The 19049-nt window shown below is 41.4% G+C and carries 13 protein-coding genes and 3 tRNA genes; 11 read left to right on the top strand and 5 right to left on the bottom strand.

Annotated features, from left to right (window positions below):
- Window positions 1-29 precede the first annotated feature (29 nt).
- From J8Z28_RS00690 to uvrD, 3 genes are read right to left on the bottom strand one after another with little or no spacing between them, the layout of a single operon-like run.
- Window positions 30-1154 carry an ABC transporter substrate-binding protein gene (locus J8Z28_RS00690; protein WP_156426455.1) on the bottom strand — a complete coding sequence of 375 codons (1125 nt, stop codon included), beginning with the start codon at window positions 1152-1154 and terminating at the stop codon, window positions 30-32.
- Window positions 1117-3186 carry a GNAT family N-acetyltransferase gene (locus J8Z28_RS00695; RefSeq protein ID WP_062564674.1) on the bottom strand — a complete coding sequence of 690 codons (2070 nt, stop codon included), beginning with the start codon at window positions 3184-3186 and terminating at the stop codon, window positions 1117-1119. The genes J8Z28_RS00690 and J8Z28_RS00695 overlap by 38 nt, the downstream gene beginning before the upstream one ends.
- Window positions 3164-5329 (bottom strand): DNA helicase II, encoded by a 2166-nt coding sequence (uvrD, locus tag J8Z28_RS00700; protein WP_062564675.1) that lies wholly within the window; start codon window positions 5327-5329, stop codon window positions 3164-3166. Before uvrD ends, J8Z28_RS00695 begins: the two co-directional genes overlap by 23 nt.
- A gap of 259 nt (window positions 5330-5588) precedes the next feature.
- Between uvrD and J8Z28_RS00705 the strand changes: the two genes are divergently transcribed.
- Both J8Z28_RS00705 and J8Z28_RS00710 read left to right on the top strand, forming a co-directional pair.
- Window positions 5589-5813: a hypothetical protein gene (locus J8Z28_RS00705; protein ID WP_054554878.1), complete on the top strand. Its 225-nt coding sequence runs from the start codon at window positions 5589-5591 to the stop codon at window positions 5811-5813.
- Window positions 5814-5935: 122 nt separating this feature from the next.
- Window positions 5936-6304 carry a YacL family protein gene (locus J8Z28_RS00710; protein WP_250659705.1) on the top strand — a complete coding sequence of 123 codons (369 nt, stop codon included), beginning with the start codon at window positions 5936-5938 and terminating at the stop codon, window positions 6302-6304.
- Window positions 6305-6336: 32 nt separating this feature from the next.
- Here J8Z28_RS00710 and J8Z28_RS00715 read toward each other — a convergent pair whose 3' ends face one another.
- Window positions 6337-6966 carry a peroxiredoxin-like family protein gene (locus J8Z28_RS00715; protein ID WP_062564677.1) on the bottom strand — a complete coding sequence of 210 codons (630 nt, stop codon included), beginning with the start codon at window positions 6964-6966 and terminating at the stop codon, window positions 6337-6339.
- 133 nt (window positions 6967-7099) lie between these two features.
- Here J8Z28_RS00715 and J8Z28_RS00720 point away from each other — a divergent pair, with 133 nt between their 5' ends.
- Window positions 7100-7720: a dUTP diphosphatase gene (locus J8Z28_RS00720; RefSeq protein ID WP_062564678.1), complete on the top strand. Its 621-nt coding sequence runs from the start codon at window positions 7100-7102 to the stop codon at window positions 7718-7720.
- Here the strand turns inward: J8Z28_RS00720 and yrfG are convergent, their stop codons facing one another.
- Window positions 7721-8377: a GMP/IMP nucleotidase gene (gene yrfG / locus J8Z28_RS00725; RefSeq protein ID WP_062564679.1), complete on the bottom strand. Its 657-nt coding sequence runs from the start codon at window positions 8375-8377 to the stop codon at window positions 7721-7723.
- A gap of 61 nt (window positions 8378-8438) precedes the next feature.
- On the opposite strand from yrfG, the gene nudE reads away from it, so the two are divergent.
- From nudE to J8Z28_RS00765, 8 genes are all read left to right on the top strand, one after another.
- On the top strand, window positions 8439-9011 hold the full coding sequence (gene nudE / locus J8Z28_RS00730; protein WP_171037179.1) for an ADP compounds hydrolase NudE: 573 nt from the start codon (window positions 8439-8441) through the stop codon (window positions 9009-9011).
- Window positions 9004-9801 carry a 3'(2'),5'-bisphosphate nucleotidase CysQ gene (gene cysQ, locus J8Z28_RS00735; protein WP_054563939.1) on the top strand — a complete coding sequence of 266 codons (798 nt, stop codon included), beginning with the start codon at window positions 9004-9006 and terminating at the stop codon, window positions 9799-9801. The genes nudE and cysQ overlap by 8 nt, the downstream gene beginning before the upstream one ends.
- 138 nt (window positions 9802-9939) lie before the next feature.
- Window positions 9940-10016 (top strand) — tRNA-Met (locus J8Z28_RS00740).
- A 46-nt stretch (window positions 10017-10062) separates the two neighbouring features.
- A tRNA-Met gene (locus J8Z28_RS00745) sits at window positions 10063-10139 on the top strand.
- A gap of 155 nt (window positions 10140-10294) precedes the next feature.
- Window positions 10295-10371, top strand: a tRNA-Met gene (locus J8Z28_RS00750).
- 409 nt (window positions 10372-10780) lie between these two features.
- On the top strand, window positions 10781-14767 hold the full coding sequence (locus tag J8Z28_RS00755) for a hybrid sensor histidine kinase/response regulator transcription factor (RefSeq protein WP_062564680.1): 3987 nt from the start codon (window positions 10781-10783) through the stop codon (window positions 14765-14767).
- Window positions 14768-15063: 296 nt separating this feature from the next.
- Entirely contained in the window at window positions 15064-18567 is a 3504-nt protein-coding gene (locus tag J8Z28_RS00760) for a COG1470 family protein (RefSeq protein ID WP_156426456.1), read from the top strand.
- Window positions 18568-18620: 53 nt separating this feature from the next.
- Window positions 18621-18992 carry a hypothetical protein gene (locus J8Z28_RS00765; RefSeq protein ID WP_062564682.1) on the top strand — a complete coding sequence of 124 codons (372 nt, stop codon included), beginning with the start codon at window positions 18621-18623 and terminating at the stop codon, window positions 18990-18992.
- Window positions 18993-19049 lie beyond the last annotated feature (57 nt).

Consider the following 19049-nt stretch of genomic DNA (forward strand, 5'->3'; position numbering starts at 1 on the left):
ACATTATTGTAATTTAGTCGTAGTTTAACCTAATTACTTTTAAAATATGAGCGGTAGATTTTTTTGTTATTTCCAGAAGTGTGAGTGTTAAATAGATCAGCGAAATCTGATGTGTCGGTAAAGAGGCGATTTAGCTCAGTCAGCAGACATTGATTGTTTAGAGGCGTTGGACATTTTTGGGCAGCGCTAACCAATGCAACGGCATTCAAATAACCTTCAAATATAATTCTATTCGCACTCGTGTGATAAGGCTCGATATCTTCAATAAACTGCTTACACCAAGGATTTTTACAGTTATTAGGGTCGGGAACCACTTCAGTGACCATAATGCTGGCTGGCTGTTTAACTCGCTGATATAAGTCATGACTCGATACGAAAGATACTGAAGTATAGTCTGGGTTGAAGCTTTGTTTGTTCGCTGCATTAACAAATTCAGCGAGAGGCTCGTAGGTGCCGACTAAACAAATTGCGGTTGCCTTACTTTCTTTTAGAAGCGCTAAAGCTTTTGAAATATCATCACTATTGCGCTTAAATCGCGTGACTTCTACAGGTTTAATACCATGTATTTTTAGGGCGTTAACGAGATTGCTCTCTACCATATAACCAAACTCATCGGCTTGGATCATTAAGCCAATTTTTTCATGCTTACGCTCCTTAACTAGGTAGTTAATTTGCTCTATGGCTTCATCTTGGTAGCTCGCACGAAGATTAAATACATTCGGCATTGAGCTGTTATGTAAAAAGTCAGCGCCTGTAAATGGCATGAGAAATGGAATACGGTGTCTATCTAGCAGGGGCTTAATTGCATGGGCTGTTGGTGTGCCCATAGAGCCAAAAATCGCATGGATCTTTTGATCAAATAAAAACTCGCGTGTATTCACTACGGTATTTTTTGGCTCGTAGCCATCATCAGCTAATATCAGATCGATATTTTGCCCATTAATACCGTTTTCTTTGTTGATTTTATTAAAGTAAATATTACTGCCAAGCGCCAGTTGTTCGCCTATTTGCTTAGCAGGTCCGGTGAGCGCAGTGGACATCCCGAGTTTAATGGTAGGCTGTGCGTGTTCAGCTAAAGCTATCTGAGGTAGCAGCAAGGTACAAATACATAAACACTTAATGGCTGTTATTTTGAAGTGATTTATAGTGAGCATACCAACCTTGCACTGCGGTTTTGAACTGTGAGTCTAAGTCTTTTTTACCTGTAAAACCGGCTTCTTCGATTAAGCTATTTACAGAGGTTTGCTGTAATACTAGTCGAATAAGGATGAATTTTGTATGTTCATCTAATAAATTTAGACTAATTGGTGTGCTCCAAATCATTTTCCATAGCAATGGCTGTACTTGGAAGAGGCTAATGTCACCGGTTAACAGTCGCTCAGCTCTTGTATTTAAGGCAGTAGAATAGTCAGTTTTTGGTAAGCCTTTGAATAGTTCTGCAATAAGCTGCCAAGGAAGTGAGCTAAAGTGACCAAGGAGTTGCAAAGACAGGTCTTGTTTAAATTCCTCTATTAAGAGTGCTGTGCTATCTGTGCTTTGCTTATCTAACGCTTTAATCACTAAAGCAGCATGTTCGGCCGTTGCTTTGTCATGACTAAATCCAAGCTTAACAATATTAAAGCCATTACTTTGCCAAAACTTAACTAACGCTGCATTTGCGCCAAAGCTGGCACCAAAATAACTGCAATTATTTATTTGGCTTTCGCAGTAGTTTAACAGGGCTGAGCCAATACCTTGTTGATGACATTCAGGTGCAACAGCTATTCTCACAACTCTCGCTGAGCGTTTACACAAGTCTTCTGTATTTCGGCTCAATTGAGTCAGAGTTTGCGCCATTAAATGACCATGAGGCCTGCGCTTTCCTTTTATTACTTGCTCTGCGATTTCTGGTGCTAAGCCACCCTCAATAGCGATTAAGCAAACGGCTTTTAATGCATTTTCTTGTTTGCAGATCGATAGCTGTAACTCTGGGGCATCAAGCAATTGGCGTAAGTCGTTTACCGTGGTTTGGTAATGAGCCAGCGCCAGTATCGCCATAATTTGGCTAAGTAGCTGCTCATCTTCAACGAGTTGATCCTTGCTTATGTTTTCAAATTGGTAAGACTTACCACTCTGCGTATCTAGGTACTTTGCATCGAGTAGTAATAGTTCGCGTAGGCTATTTTCGAGAGGGTCATGTTTAGCAAAACGAATTGGCTCATCCAAAGTAATAGTCTTTAGAGATTTATATTGGCTACGTAAGTAATGTAAAAAACGTAACGTGTAACCACGCCCATTCCCTTCATAACCAACCATAGTGCTCGCAAATACGATTCGTGGATAACTTTTTAGTATCTCTAATAGCATAGGAACCGGAATCGCCGCAGCTTCGTCGACAAATAACAGATCGCAATCAGGCTTTTCATGTAGCAGTATATCTGGCGCAATATAGCTAAGGTTAGCTAGTTCTTTACAGTTTTGCTCTTTGCTAACACCAAGCTCAGCGGCTAAATGTTTAAAGCTTGTTTGTACGGCTTTGGCTTGGGTGGCACAAATAAGGATTTTTTTATCTTGAAGACTTGCTGCTGCAAGTCCTAAAGCAGCTGACTTACCACGACCTCGGTCTGCACTGATCACAAAAGGGCGATTAGCGCGCCCTGTTGCGGTTTTAATAATTTGCTCAACACATGCTTGTTGTTGCTGATAATTTATCTCTGCAGTTGCTGACGATACTGATTGGTAAATAGGAAGCGAGTGCTCAGAAAAATAATGTGGCTGCAATTTTAGCTTGGCGAAAAAACGCTGATTAAAAAAGCTGTGTTTAATTTCTTCGCCATAAGAGGTAATACTTGTGAGTGCTGGGTCTTGCCACTTATCGTCATCGGGCAGCAATAATATCAGTACACCGCCTGCTTTTACGGTACCTGCAAGCGCGGCTAGTTTATCGGCATATAAGCCGCTAAAACCATCAAAAATTGCGTGATGAAACTCTTGGCCAAGAATTTGGTGAGCATGTTTTGGAAACTCACTATTTGCTAATAATGAGCTGCTACTGAAAACATAGCTATTTTTAAGCGCTAATTGGTTTGCAAACTGGTAGCACCAAGTTTGGCTGCCTTGCACAATGACAAGCTGGCGATGCTTTGCAATCACCAGATCATTACACAGTGCTGTTAAATACTCATTATAAGGCTTGAAGTCTTGCATACTGTGTTACAAGCCATTTGTTGCCTAGGTCGTCAAAGTTCACTTGAATACGTGACTGTGCGCCGCTGCCTTCGTAATTGAGTACGGTTCCTGCGCCGAACTTGGCGTGTAATACGCGTTGTCCTAAGTTAAAGCCGCTATCTTCAAATGCGGCATGTGTTACTGATGGACTAAAACGACCTGCCGCAGGCGGTCTTGAAACCTGTGTTTTAATACGGATTTCTTCGATACAGTCTTCAGGCATTTCACGTAAAAAGCGTGATGGGCTATGGTATTTTTCTTGTCCGTATAAACGGCGACTTTCTGCGTGGCTAATATATAGTTTTTCCATCGCGCGAGTCATACCAACATAGCAGAGGCGGCGTTCTTCTTCTAAACGACCAGACTCTTCATTACTTTGTTGTGATGGGAACATGCCTTCTTCAACACCAACCATAAATACCAGTGGGAATTCTAGGCCTTTTGCTGAGTGCAGAGTCATCATTTGTACCGCGTCTTCGTGCTCGTCAGCTTGACCTTCGCCAGACTCTAGTGAGGTATATGCCAAAAAGCCCTGTAGTGGTGAGCTGAACTCTTCATCTTCAGGGAGTTCATATTGACCACAGGCACTAATAAGCTCTTCTAAGTTTTCTACGCGGGCACGGCCTTTTTCACCTTTTTCAGCTTGATACATTGCCATTAACCCCGAGCTTTGAATGGCGTATTTCGCTTGCTCTTCTAAGGTGAGATCGCTGATTTTATCTTCGATATGCTCAACAAGTTCTAAGAATTTAGTGACGGCACTTGCTGCACGGCCAGATAGATGCTGCTGCTCTACAATAGCCTTTGCGGCATACCAAAGTGGCAATGATTCATTGCGCGCGCAATCACGGATATGGCTTAGCGTTTTATCACCAATGCCGCGGGCTGGGGTGTTAATAACGCGCTCGAAAGCAGCATCATCTTGACGGTTACCCACTAAACGTAAATACGACAGTGCATCTTTGATCTCTTGACGTTCGAAGAAGCGCATACCGCCGTAAATACGGTATTTTAAGCCTTCTTGTAGCATTGCTTCCTCGAGTACACGAGATTGCGCATTGTTACGGTATAAAATGGCGGCGTCTTGTAATGCATTACCTGCATTTAGCCAGCTACGTAATTTGCTGCTAACAAAGCGCGCTTCGTCTAATTCATTAAACGCAGCGTAAACAGAAATAGGCTCACCATCATTGCCGTCAGTCCACAGGCTTTTGCCCATGCGTTCAGCATTGTTTTTGATCAGCGCATTTGACGCTTTTAATATTGTTGCCGTTGAACGGTAGTTTTGTTCAAGGCGAATGGTTTCGGCTTCGAAGTCAGTTAAAAAGCGTTTGATATTCTCAATTTTTGCGCCACGCCAGCCATAGATACTTTGGTCATCATCGCCTACGATCATAATACTGTTGGTGTTACCTGCGAGTAATTTTAACCAAGCGTACTGGATTGTATTGGTATCCTGGAACTCGTCTACCAGCATGTGGGCAAAACGCTGTTGATAGTGACGTAAAAGAGTAGGGTGATTCTTAAGTACTTCGTAGCAGCGCAGCAGTATTTCTGCAAAGTCGACTAAACCTGCACGGTCACAAGCCTCTTGATATGCAGCATAGACTTTCAGCATCATTTGCTCATTAATATCGTAGGCTTGAATGTCTTTAGGACGTAGACCTTCATCTTTTTTCGCGCTGATATACCAACCAAATTGTTTTGCTGGCCACTTTTTATCATCGATGTTCATCGCTTTAAGTAAGCGTTTGATCATACGTTGTTGATCGTCAGAATCTAAGATTTGAAAGCTTTCAGGCAAGTTTGCTTCACGGTGATGGGCGCGTAAAATTCGGTGAGACAAGCCATGGAAAGTGCCAATCCACATACCACCAACAGGTGCTTTTAACGTTTCTTCTACACGAGTGCGCATTTCTTTCGCGGCTTTGTTAGTAAAGGTTACCGCAAAGATGCTGTATGCAGAAGCTTGCTCAACTTGCATGAGCCATGCGATGCGATGAACAAGTACTCGAGTTTTACCAGAACCTGCACCTGCAAGTACCAGCATATTTTGCAATGGGGCTGCGACTGCATCCCGTTGTTTGTCATTTAAGCCATCGAGTAATTCAGAAACGTCCATCGTTACGCCTTTTCAATCTATAATGGGTGGAGTATAACAGGTGTTTATGCAAGGCTAAATAAAATACTGTTTTTATAAACAGCTATTTTGGCAAGTTATTAAAATTGCAGTATAAAAATTGTGAATTTGACCGATTTTTAGCTAAAAGAACTAAAATCAAAATAACGCTACTTTTTAACACTTTGATTTGTAAGTCATAATAAGTTGGCATAAAGTGTGATTATAAAAAGTATAATCATTAAAAACTACAGAGGTTAGTATGGCAGAGCAAGGTTCTGGCGGTAATGTAATCGCAGCAATATGTAATATCTTTTTTCCCGGTTTAGGGCAATTGGTACAAGGTCGTTTAATGGCGGCTATTGCATTCTTTTTAGCATGGGTTATTAGTGGTGCACTAATTTATGTGGCAGTTGGTTTTATTTTACTGCCAATCGTATACCTATGGGCGATTATTGATGCTGCGCGCTTCAAATCGCGACTCTAGCTATTTTAAATAGCACAAATTCGAGCGCCACTTAGGCGCTCGAGTTGTTTTAAGGCGACTAAACTCGCCACGTTTAGCTGCAAACGGTATAATTAGTAGATAACGTATTAAGAGTACCCTCCATGGAATATCAATTTATCCGCGACCCTATTAGCGGTTTACGCATTAAAATTTCCTCTGAACACGCCATTGTAGGCCGTTGGCTAAACGAAGAAGTCGGAAAAGAAAAAATCGCGATGGTGCAAGCGTTGATCTCTGCTGTTAAGAGCAGTCATGAGTCTTTAACCTTACAAGGTCAAGAAATTGATTTGATCTTAAGTAAAGACGAAGCGCTATTCGAAGCGCATGCATTACATCAAGACAACGAAGACTTAGTTGCCTACCAAGATGATGATTTAATGCTTGAAGAAGAAGGCTTATGCAGTGGCTGTGGCTTTGAAGATTTTGTTGATTTAATTGAATCTTGGCAAGAATTTACACAAAGCCGATAAGCAGAAGCATATCCTGCTTATCGGTAGCTAATTTATTGCTCGCTCACTGATTTAACAGCGGCTAGTAATAAATCTTCTGTTAAGCGTACTTTGTAATTTGGGTTGGCGTATTGAAAATGAACTAACCCATTTGTATCTATCACAAATACTGCGGGTACTGGCAGTGCTACTTTTGGCTCACCTTCTAACGAGACAAAGTTAACCCCAAGCTTATTACGGTAAATCTTTGCTGTTTTGTCATCTAAATAAAATGCTAAACCTAACGTTTGCGCCAAAGTAAGGCTGTCGTCAGAAAGCAATTGATAGCTAGGAGCTGTAATTTTTGTTTCAGCGAGTTTTTCAGGGCTATCTGGTGAAACGGCAATTAGTTGCGCGTCTAAGCTTGCTAATTCTTTCTCTATTTTTTGCACGCTGGCCAATTGTTTTGAACAATATGGGCACCAGCCACCACGATAAACAATCAGCACGGTAGTTTTTTCTTTAAAGCGCTCAGCTAGCGAGACGGTTTTACCGTATTGGTCTTTCAATTCAACATTTGGCACCGTTAAGCCAGGTAATAACGGACTAACTTGCTCTGCTGACTCCGCAATATTGGTCGCAGTTGCAGCGATAACTTGGCTTGATAGTACAAACAGTGCACTAATGAGTAGAGATTTAAACATGGGCTTCCTCGGTTATTTTTATCAACTGCAAAGATGACCTGATTGTTGCGGGATTTATTTCATCTTTACCTACATCAAACTCAAATTTAACTGTAGTATATAGGCAAATAAAAAATGCAAGTTGGGATAAAGAATGTCTGCTAATTTACAAAAACTCGTTGTTATGCTCGAGATGCAAAATGCGATGAATACCAAAGTTCATGAGCAATGGTTTAGCCAAGGTTTTGAATGGTATCGTGCAATTTGGGTTGAGTGTGCTGAAATGCTTGACCACTACGGTTGGAAGTGGTGGAAGAAACAAACCCCAGATACAGAACAAGTTATTTTAGAGTTAGTTGATATTTTCCATTTTGGTTTATCTTTACGCATTGATGGTGAAACCAGCTATGAGCAGTTAGCTGCGCAACTTGAAACTGAGTTAAGTGCACCAGTTCAAGCCGATGATTTTAAACAAACACTCGAATTATTAGCCGCATCAGCTGTTGCTGAAAAGAGTTTTAATGCAGCTGCATTTGCAGGTTGTATGGCGCAAATCGGTATGGATATCGATGATTTATACCGTGGCTACGTTGGTAAAAACACCTTGAACTTCTTCCGCCAAGATCATGGCTACAAAGACGGTAGCTATATCAAGGTGTGGAATGGCCAAGAAGATAACGAGCACTTAGTTGAAGTGGTAAAAAGCCTCGATACAGAGCATGCAGATTTTGCAAAACTTGTATACCAAGGCTTAGAGCAGCGTTACCCGAAGTAATCATTCAACGTGTATAAGCTCGCGAAAGTCGATGGTTGATAAAAAGCCATCGAACTGCTTATGCGGTTGCTGACTATCAGGGTTGGCAACCGCAAGTATATGACCAATACCAAACTCTTTTGCCGCATCTAGCACGGCAGGGCTGTCATCCACAAATAAAGTCCGTTCCTTATCAAACTGCCATTCTTGATGTACTTGTTGCCATAATGGTTGATGCTCTTTACTCACGCCATATTGATGAGTTGAGATCACACCATCTAAATAATTATCGATAGCAGTATGTTCAAACTTTAACATGGCACAATCTGGGTGCGCGTTAGTAAGCATGATCAATTGTTTGCCTGCTTTTCTCAGTTCAGTTAAGAATGGCGGAACATCTTCACGAATTCTGATTAAATGTTGAATGTCACGTTTCAGCGCCATAATTGGTAAATCAAGTTGTTGTTGCCAATAATCTAAGCAGTACCAATTAATTTGTCCGTGAACTTGTTGATAACGATGTAAAATGTCAGCTTTTGCTTCGTCTAAGCTGATTTTATGTTTACGCGCATATTGCTCGGGAATAACAGTTAGCCAAAAGTAATTATCGTAATGCAAATCGAGTAGGGTGCCATCCATATCTAACAACACAGTATCGATTTTTGACCAATTTAACATAGGCAATTCACTTTAAAAGATTTATGATGAGCATAACTGCCATGATAGCAAATTAATGCCAATGACACAGAAAAAGCATCCTACACCACCGCAAATTTTGTCTAATGAAGTTGTCGCTAAAAGTCGACTATTTACTGTTGAATCTCTCGAATTGAAGTTCTCAAATGATGAGCAAAGGCAATACGAAAGAATTCGTGGCGGTGGCAGAGGGGCAGTTATGATTGTGCCAGTAACGGCCGATAACGAACTGTTATTAGTGCGAGAATATTGTGCAGGCACCAATGATTATCAGTTGGGTTTTCCAAAGGGCTTAATTGACCCAGGCGAAACACCACAACAAGCTGCAGACCGTGAGCTTAAAGAAGAAGTTGGTTTTGGTGCTAAGCATTTCGCTGAACTTAAAAAAGTCAGCATGGCGCCGAGTTACTTTAATGCCACTATGCATATTTTATATGCTGAAGATCTCTACCCTGAAACCTTACCTGGTGATGAGCCTGAACCGCTTGTCGTTGTAAAATGGCCAATAACTGATTGGCAATCATTATTGCAACAAGAAGACTTTACTGAAGCACGAAGTGTCGCAGCTTTGCTATTATTAACAAAGTACTTAGAGTCGGGAGCGGGCAATGAATGATTTTTTAGAACCGTGTATTCGGTTAGCTGAGCAAGCAGGCGATGCCATTATGGCCATTTATCAGCAGGATGATATTGGTGCTGAGCAAAAGTCAGATCATACTCCGGTCACCAAGGCTGACTTAGCATCGAACGATGTATTAATGGCTGGTTTGAAGACCCTAGCCCCTGATATTCCAATTATGTCAGAAGAAACACCTATTCCGGCGCTGGCAGACAGAAAAGATTGGCACCGTTATTGGCTGCTTGATCCTATGGATGGTACCGGGGAGTTTATTCTCGAAAGCGGTGATTTTGCAGTTAATATCGCTTTAGTTGAAAATAATCGCCCAGTACTGGGTGTTATCCATTGGCCAGCGAAACAAGTGACTTATTTTGCTAGTTATCAAAATGGCGCATTTAAACGTGAAAATGGCCAAGATCAGCAAATTTCGGTAGCAACACCCGATAATTTAACCTTAGCTGTAAGCCGCAGACAAAAAATTGAAGCGGTCAGCCAGTATTTAAATACTCAGTTTGCGACGGTGGCATTAGGCTCATGTTCATTAAAGGCTTGTATCATCGCAGAGGGTAAAGCTGATTGTTTTTTACGTATCGGGCCAACGGGTGAGTGGGATACTGGGGCGTCACAAGTGATTGTAGAAGAAGCTGGTGGCTGTATTACCGATGCCGAATTCAACCCGTTAACTTACAATCAACGAGAAAGCACAGAAAACCCTGACTTTATTGTGATGGGTCACCCTGATTGGGAGTGGCAAAAAATGATTAGTCCCCATCAGCGTGCTTTTTAGCTTTGTTTTGGGTGCTTTTTGTTCGTTTGAGTTAAATTTGTCACTATAACCCTTGATTTCTAATCTTATTGCTATATGATAGCGCTCTCTCTGAAACAGGGCAGCAATAACATGCTTATGTTACTTAGAGATTACAGGCGCGGGATGGAGCAGCCTGGTAGCTCGTCGGGCTCATAACCCGAAGGTCGTCGGTTCAAATCCGGCTCCCGCAACCAACTTCTTAAATTAAGTGAGAAGTAAAATAAACTTAATAATTTCAGGCGCGGGATGGAGCAGCCTGGTAGCTCGTCGGGCTCATAACCCGAAGGTCGTCGGTTCAAATCCGGCTCCCGCAACCAATTTTTATAAAAATTGGTGCAATGTTGGAACTATAAAGGTCGTCGTCACGGCGTGAGGCATTCACTCTTCACCTTCACAGCTCCCGCAACCAATTCTCTGAATTGGCTGACTTCTTAAATTAAGCAAGAAGTAAAATAAACTTAATAATTTCAGGCGCGGGATGGAGCAGCCTGGTAGCTCGTCGGGCTCATAACCCGAAGGTCGTCGGTTCAAATCCGGCTCCCGCAACCAACTGAAATTATATAATAGGCACGCGAAAGCGTGTTTTTTTATGCCTGAAATTCAGGTTCAGAGCCCGAAGGTCGTCGGTTCGCCCTCAAAATTCACCCGTTAATTCTACGGGTAGGTTGGTTTGAGCGCAGCGAAACCCAACACAATCCATGCAAGCCTTTTCTTTAGTAAACCCAAACCACCATAAAGCACTCCCACGATTAGGCTTGACCTAGCACCTAGAACCTTTACCCTCGCTAACTCGCTAACTCGCTAACTCGCTAACTCGCTAACTCGCTAACTCGCACCTAAATCCAACCCCTTGATATCTATCTTGGTTATTCATCCCCAAATTGGGAAATGATTATGAATGTTAGCTGAACTGAACTACGCTTGATTAATAACTAATAATAAATGTGTAGATTTAGGGATGATCCGTTTTTTAATAGTGCTGTTAGCACTTCTGTTCTTACCTTCAGCTTTGTGTGCATTTCAAAACTACGATATTGATGATGGTCTATCGCAAAGTGTTGTGTTTGATATTGTTCAAGACCAGCAAGGTTTTATCTGGATTTCAACACAGGCAGGTTTAAACCGTTTTGATGGTAATGAGTTTACTGTATTCACTGCCTCTGATGAGACGAATAGTCTAGCGAATAACTATATTTACCCATTGGCAATAGACAACGAGTCAACGCTGTTTATAGGCACTCGAAATAGTGGTGTAAACCAACTCGCATTACATAATTATCAATTTTCTGAGCCGCTTTTAAAAGAGCGCCGCATTACCAGTTTATTGGTGGCGCAGCAGCAAGTTTATATTGGCACTTACGACGGCAGCCTGTTTCGTTACGATAAGCGAACAGAGCAACTTGAAACCTTAATAACAGGGTTAAAAAAGCCTATTTATGCGCTATCAAAAATCGCTGACATACTTTGGATAGGAACGCATGGAGCTGGGTTACTTCATTATGATCTTATTAATAAACAACAAATTAATACTGTTTTTTCTGGCTTTGCTGAGCCAGTAAACATTCATGCTAGTGTCTTTGCTATCAAACAGGCCGCCGATGGCAGTATTTGGTTGGCAAGTCAGGGCGGCGGCTTATATAAGATTACTCTAAGCACCAAAACAATAACTCAGTGGTTGACTTCTAATGATGATAATTCTGGGCTTAGTAATAATGAAATTCGTGATATTGAGTTTGATAGCCAAGGCCGAGTTTGGCTAGCAACGCGAGGCGGCGGAATTAATGTTTACGACCCTATTGATGCAAGCTTCACCGTTTTAGCGCATGACCCGTTTGATAAATATAGTCTTGCTCATGACCGGGTATATAGTATCTACCGAGACAGTAGCGACATTATGTGGTTTGGTACTGCACATGGGATCAGTAAGCTCGACCCAGCATCATTGCAATTTAGTAAGTTAAAAAAGCCAACGCCACTTTCAAGTAACGATGCGTGGGCGTTATTTGAAGACTCAAAGCAACGTATTTGGTATGGCAGCTGGGGTGGCGGTATCGATATTCTTGATCAGCAATTAAATCGTTTAGATCGCATAACCACCGAAAGTTCACCGTATTCAATCAGTAGCAATGCAATTAAAGCCATCGCCGAAGATGGTAATGGCGATATATGGATTGGCAGCTGGCAGCAAGGGATTGATGTTTTGCATACCGATGGCAGCATCAGTCACTTTCGGGCAGATGAAGGCGGGCATGGCTTAACTGAAAACAGTATATATGCCCTTTTAGTCGATGAGAAAAATAATGTTTGGGTCGGCACTAATGGAGGGGGGTTGTTTTGCTTTGATAGGCAGCGCGGCAAATTTATTAGTTTTGCGCAGCCTGTAGCGAATACACAACTTGTAATTCCAACGGCGCGGGTGACGAGTTTATACAAAAGCTCGCAAGCAGAACTGTGGATAGGCACAGATGGTGATGGGGCTTATCACTATAACGCTGCAACCGATACCCTCACTAATTATCGCAAAGGCGACTTGGCTTTATCTGATAATACAGTGCGAGCGTTTTTAAAAATTGATCAGCAAATGTGGCTCGCAACATCGAACGGCTTAAATATTATTGATTTGAGCAACCAGCAAGTTCATCAGCTTAATGTCGCTCAAGGCCTTCCTAATCAAGTCGTTTATGCGTTGCTAAAAGACAATGAAGATAGGGTCTGGCTAAGTACTAACAACGGCCTCGCTAAAATAGACCCTGCAACCATGAGCATAAAAAATTATAAAGCTCGACATGGCTTACAAGGTAATGAATTTAATGCCGGTGCTTATTTAAAAACCCGTGATGGCCGTTTGATGTTTGGTGGCACTCAAGGGGTTAGTGTCATTAATCCTGCTGACCTTGAAGTTAATACTATTGGCGGGCAATTAGCACTCACTAGTTTGCAGTTTGATGATGAGGATGTGGTAAATCAGGGAGTCAGCCGTTTAGGCAGCTTATACCAAATAGAAAAAAGCCGTTCAGTGACTATTCCTGCGGGAATTAAACGGGTTCATTTTCAGATTGGTTACCTACACTACTCTGAGCCACAGACTAACCAGTACTCCTATCAGTTAGCAGGCTTTGAACAGCAATGGCGAAAAGCTACAGGGTCGTTTTTATCTGTTGACTACACTAATCTTCCTGCTGGTAAATATCAGTTGAAAGTTAATGCTAGTAGTGAAAATGGGGCAAATGCGCTCACCCCATTACTGTTAAACATAACGGTTCTTGCGCCTTGGTGGCAAACAAGTGAGTTTTATTTGCTAGCAGCCATGCTGATGTTGGCGACGGTGTGGTTATTCACAGTGCTTTGGACTCGCCGTATACGCAAACAAAAATATTATCTGGAGCAAATTGTTAGCGAACGCACTGACGAAATCGCAGAGCAAAAAATGCTAATCGAACAGCAAGCTGACGCTCTGAGTGATTCACTCGAAAATAAAGTGCGTTTTTTCACACATGCATCCCATGAATTACGTACTCCTTTGAGTTTGTTAATTGCGCCGTTGCAAAAGCTCATAGCAGATGAGCGAAATACTGAAAAGCGTGAGCAACTGAATTTGGTATTGCGTAATAGTCGGCGTTTAGAAAACTTGGTCGATAAGCTACTAACCTTGACTCGCTATGATGAGCGCCATGAAGAGATTATTAAAGTTGTATCATTATCGGCAATAGCCAGAGAGGTCGCGGGGCAGTTTGCTGTATTAGGTGAAAAGCCTATCGACTTTAAGGTTGATATTGAAGAGGCTGTATTTATTGAAAGCACCCGAGAAGGGGTGATCACGATTCTTACTAATCTATTAAGCAATGCTTTTAAATATACTCAGCAAGGCCAAGTCAGCTTAATCGTAAGCGCATCAGGTGAGCTTGCCTACATAGAAGTGACAGACACAGGTAAAGGCATCGCAGATGCTGAAAAAGACAAGGTGTTTGATACTTTCTACAGAGTAAGTAGTCATGCAAATGTAGAAGGCAGTGGTGTAGGTTTAGCTATCGTTAAACGTCTGGTCGATAAATACAAAGGCAATATTGTGTTGGCAAGTCGTTTAGGAGAAGGAACTAACTTTAAACTCGCATTTAAAACAGCACAATTTGCAGAGCAAGTTCCTGTTGATAGTACAAGCCTAAAATCAAAAGTGAGTCATGACAAAGCGAGTGTATTAATTATTGAAGATAATGACGAGCTACGTCATTACCTAAAAACAGAGTTACAGCACCGCTATCAAGTATTATTAGCTGAAGATGGTCAGGTCGGTTTGCAAATAGCGCTGAGCCAAGTACCAGATTTAATTATTACTGATTTAATGATGCCAAAAGTCGATGGCTTTACTGTTTTAGATTCATTACATAATTCGCCCGTTACTTGTCATATTCCGGTGATTATTTTGACCGCCAAGGGAGACTATGAAACCCGAGTAAGTAGTTTGCAACAGCATGCGCTAGATGTGATCACTAAACCATTTGATAGAGAAGAGCTCTTTTTAAAGGTTGAGAATTGGATACATTGGGTCAATTTATATTCTCAACAGCAAACTATGGATGCACCTGATCATGTTGAGACAAAGCAACCGGTTGTGGTTGACCCTCGTGACAAACAGCTGCTTGAAAAGCTTGAGTTGTATGTTGCTGAGCATTACCAGCAACAAGGCTTCTCTATGGTGAATTGTGCGAAAGAATTAGCGCTTAGTGAGCGTCAATTACAACGTAAGTTAAAAGTTCTATTAAACATTACTCCCAGTGAGTATTTACGTAATTATCGACTGAGTAAAGCTGCTGAATTACTAAGGCAAGGGCGACAAATAAGCTTAGTAATAGACGATGTGGGCTTTTCGTCACGCTCGTATTTTTCTAAATTTTTCAAAGCAAAATATGGTATGACGGCGAAAGAATACCAATGCCATTATGTATAACTCGTTGTTTGTTATTGAAATGTCGTATTTGAGTACATTTTTGTCGGCATTCAGCATACTTATTTCTTGTAACTAATCTACCCTTGAACCTTAACGTAAAATGAACCGCTTTGATGGGATCTCGGGTGTTCATATTTGACGGGCAAACATGACTGAATTCAGATTATGGTTAAGGACGACACTGAGATCCCGCCTTTATTCATGTTCAAAATAGGTTTTGCTTCCCTTGAGTTATGGCAACTGTGCATGCAGTTGCCTCTTTTTAGGGGAATACAACACACAATGTAAGGATTAGCATGATGAGCCCCCCTAATTTTCATTCCATAAAGTATCTAAAGCAATTATTACTAGCGACAAGTCTTGTCGCTTTAACCGCTTGTGGTGGAGGCGGTGGAGGTGGTGATGACGATGATGATACCCCTCCCGTCGCTACAAACAAAAATCCCACGGTATCTATTAGTAGTGATAGCAGCGTAACAGAAGGTGGTGAATTAGTCCTACAAGCGACAGCAACAGACAGTGATGGCACAATTGCAAGTTACGCATGGCAGCAAACATCAGGTCCAGATCTAACACTTACCGGCAGCGATACAAGTACACTTACGATCACCGCGCCTGAGATCGAAGATGATGCAGATGTCGTTGTTTCACTGACAGTCACCGATGATGATGGTGCAACCGCCACAGCAACAGTAACGATTGAGCTTAAACGTAAAGTGCTCAGCGTAACGATCACCGGTATTGTAACCGATGAGCCGATTATCAACTCAAGTATTGTGGTGCAGATTGGTGATGAACAATTTGAGATTACCGCTGATGCACAAGGCCGCTATAGCGTAAACATTGAGGTTGATGACTCAGATGCTGATGAACTGGTTAAGCTGGTGGCGTTGGGTAATAACTCCATTGATCCGGGCGTTGAATTTGTATCCCAACTGAAGTCTATCGCAACGCTTGTTTCACAAGCAGGAGCCGATGGCACATTAAGCAAAGATGAAAACTTTGGCGTAAACATTACTAATGTCAGTACTGCAGAGTTTGCACTGTTAAGCCGCGACGGTACAAACATCGATTCTGAACAAGCATTAGATGAAGCTTTACTCGCTGTTGATGCTGACGAAAAACTGCTACTTGCAGCGTTAATCAAGATCATTGTAGATAATGATGACTACGAACTACCTGAGGGTGTCGATTCGACCCTTGATTTAATATCTAGCGCTGAACAAATTGATGACTTTATAAATACAGTTGAAAGCCAAGACCCAGGATTAATTGACTCTACAAAAGAAGAGATTAAAGATGATGATGAATTAGTTGATCAAACAATCAATAATCTGACCGGCAACTATTTATTAATGCAGCCACAATATTATCGAACTTCAGTTGGCCAGTTTGAGTTTAATAATGATGGTACCGGGTATGTCAGTTTACTGGATGTTGATACTGACTTTAGTTGGTCTCAACAAGAGCAAGACATCACAATTACTTTGGCTGAGCCAGCATTAATGAGTTGCTTTGTGGTTACTGATGGAAACGATGAACAGCTAGATGTTTGTGAGTACTTAGTTGAGTTAGACCTAACTATTCTTCTTGAAAACGATGCAAACAGAACGGTTGAGTTTTTCCGTAAAAGCGAAACACGCATAACCAGTTCAGATGTTGTATATAGAACTACAGAATCGAACTATAACGCCACCCTTATTGAACAACAGCAAACACTTGCTGTGACAGCTGATGAACTTATTGGTAATTGGGTTATTGATAACCTAAGCGAGTTTGGTGGATATAGTAGTGCAGTAAGTGTTGAGTTACTTTCTGGTGGAACAGGAACGCTCATTGATAACGATAACGCGCCTGTTAGTGTGACTTGGCAAGTTGATGGGAATCGACTGCTTATAAGCAATAATGCAGAAACTATTAGTTACGACATCGCTATTTGGCTCGTTAAAAATGTACAAGTGGGCTATCAATTTGCGGCATCACTCGAAGCTAAAGCGGACGATAGCTCGCGTACAGTCACAGGTTTAATGGTGAGAGATAATCAGCTTTCATTTACTAAGCCAGACCTATTGGGTAAATGGACTGTTTACCAAGGCTATAACTCACCTCAAACAGACCTCCACTATGATGTGTATGATGATGGTTTAATGAACTTTAACTTGAATCAAAACTTCCGTTCTTGGCAAGTAAGCAGTGAGGGAGTGTTCTTAAGATATAACTATTTTACGAGCAATGGTGTTCAGCCAATTTGTCCTGAAGGGGAAGTTTGCCAAGTATACAGTGAGTTCTCACAGCGATTATTAGCCACTAACAATGGTCAAAACTTTACCTATCGTAAATATCGCTTTTTTAACTATGATGGTTCGGAGCGTGTCGAAGATTATTCATCTCATCTACGTAACTTCTCTGTGTCAGATGAGTATGGGGTAACTAAATTCGCACCTTATTGGTTAGAAGAAAACGCAAGTTTTGATAATAATGGCTACCCAATTACAACTAACTACATTGAACTTTATTCACCAAGAGAGTTAGGTGTAGAAACCATTAAAATAGCGACTATTTATGATGAGATGACGGCTGAGTATAGCCATCAAATCACCTTCACTTACCTTGGAGTGGTCAATCAATACGACTACAGTTTAGCGTCAGGGAAATTACTATTTGATAGCATGAAGGCTGAAGTGAGTGACTTTGATCGAAACTTCTTAACTATTTGCGTGTATGAGCAAGCAGGTAGTTGTACTGAAGATGCTAAACAAGCGTGGTACTTTGATAAGGCAATGGCTGAAGAGCAAGTTGTTGTAGAGCGTCCAGCAACGGATCATCCATTAGATGGGGCTTGGCAGCTTGCTGATGAGCCTGATGTCGCGGTAATTATTCGTGATGGAAAATGGTTACAAATTCAAGGAATGGACGACCCTGATGATGATACCGCATTCCCTGGTTTTGAAATTGGTGACTTTACTTGGGATGAAACAACAGGCGCTTTTGATGTCACTATTACGGAAGATACCAATGGTAGTTTCGGTATAGATGATGCTGGCAGTATTGTTGCCAGTGTTGATGGAGATACGCTGACATTCGATATCGAAGGTGAGGGTATTATTACGCTAAGTAGAATCTACAGTGAATCAAACCCGCTAATAGGGGGTTATACATATGGCTCTTACGATGGAGATTTCTTCATTGCTGTATTTAAAGAGGATGGCACTTTCTTAGAGCTTGCTCATGATACTGAGTTTGATGAGTTAGGTATATCAGGTGGTTACTACACCTATGATGCAGAAACTCAAAAGGTAGTGGTTGATTTCTATGTAAAAACCTATGGTGACCCAATTGAATTTGCTGACCCTTACTTTATTGTGAAGCCACAAGGTAACTTTATACAGTTCAAAGACGGCGATGATTTTGGCCTCTTCGAACGCGTTACACGAGTTATTGATCAAGCAGCTTTCACTGAAGCAGATCTTATTGGCTCACATGTATTTACCTTTATGGCTGATGATGGCAGTGGTTTAGAAACCTCTAATGTTGTTATAAGTAATGATGGTACTGCAACATTTGAGTTAGATGGTGAAGTGCGCTCAGCAGAGTGGGTATTAGATCTTGGGTCGTTGATGATGTATAGCGAACCAACAGCTACGCAAAATTATGGCTATGGTGTGACTATGACACCCGTAATAACCATTGAAGGTGGTTTTAGTGTAGCAACGCTAGGTTTCGAAGTACCTGAAACCTACGATGATAATGATGATCCCGAGTTACACACTTTTGTATCGGGCAGTTTAATTAAGCAGTAATTTTCTGAGCCCAGTAGCAGCAATGCTACTGGGCTTTTTTGAGGAGTTAGTTTATGAAAGCGTTATATTTCTCAGTATTACTTCTTACCCTTAGTGGGTGCCAAACGATGGATGCAATGCAAGAAGACATTAGTGATTTAAGTAATAGCTTGTTTTCAAGTGAAGATATGAGCGAAGAATCACAAGATGCATTCTTAAAAGCACAAGAGGCATTTTATGAAGCCGACAATGTTCGTAAGAAACATGCGCAATTAAATGCTCAAGAACGAAGCTTATGGGTTGAGTTAGAAGATGATTACAACATCTTATTAGCTGCGCCAAGTAAAGCCACTGAGAAGGAATCTTATTTTTCAGACTCCACACTTGCAGACAGCGTTATGATGCAGAGTTTAAAATTTATTGAGCTGGTCGAAAAAGGCGAGTAATCGAAACTTCGCTTAAAAGATTGAAAAGTTTATGTTACAACGGCACTAACATTACTT

The sequence above is a fragment of the Pseudoalteromonas sp. SCSIO 43088 genome, from assembly GCF_023650795.1.
In the GTDB taxonomy this organism is placed as follows: domain Bacteria; phylum Pseudomonadota; class Gammaproteobacteria; order Enterobacterales; family Alteromonadaceae; genus Pseudoalteromonas; species Pseudoalteromonas shioyasakiensis.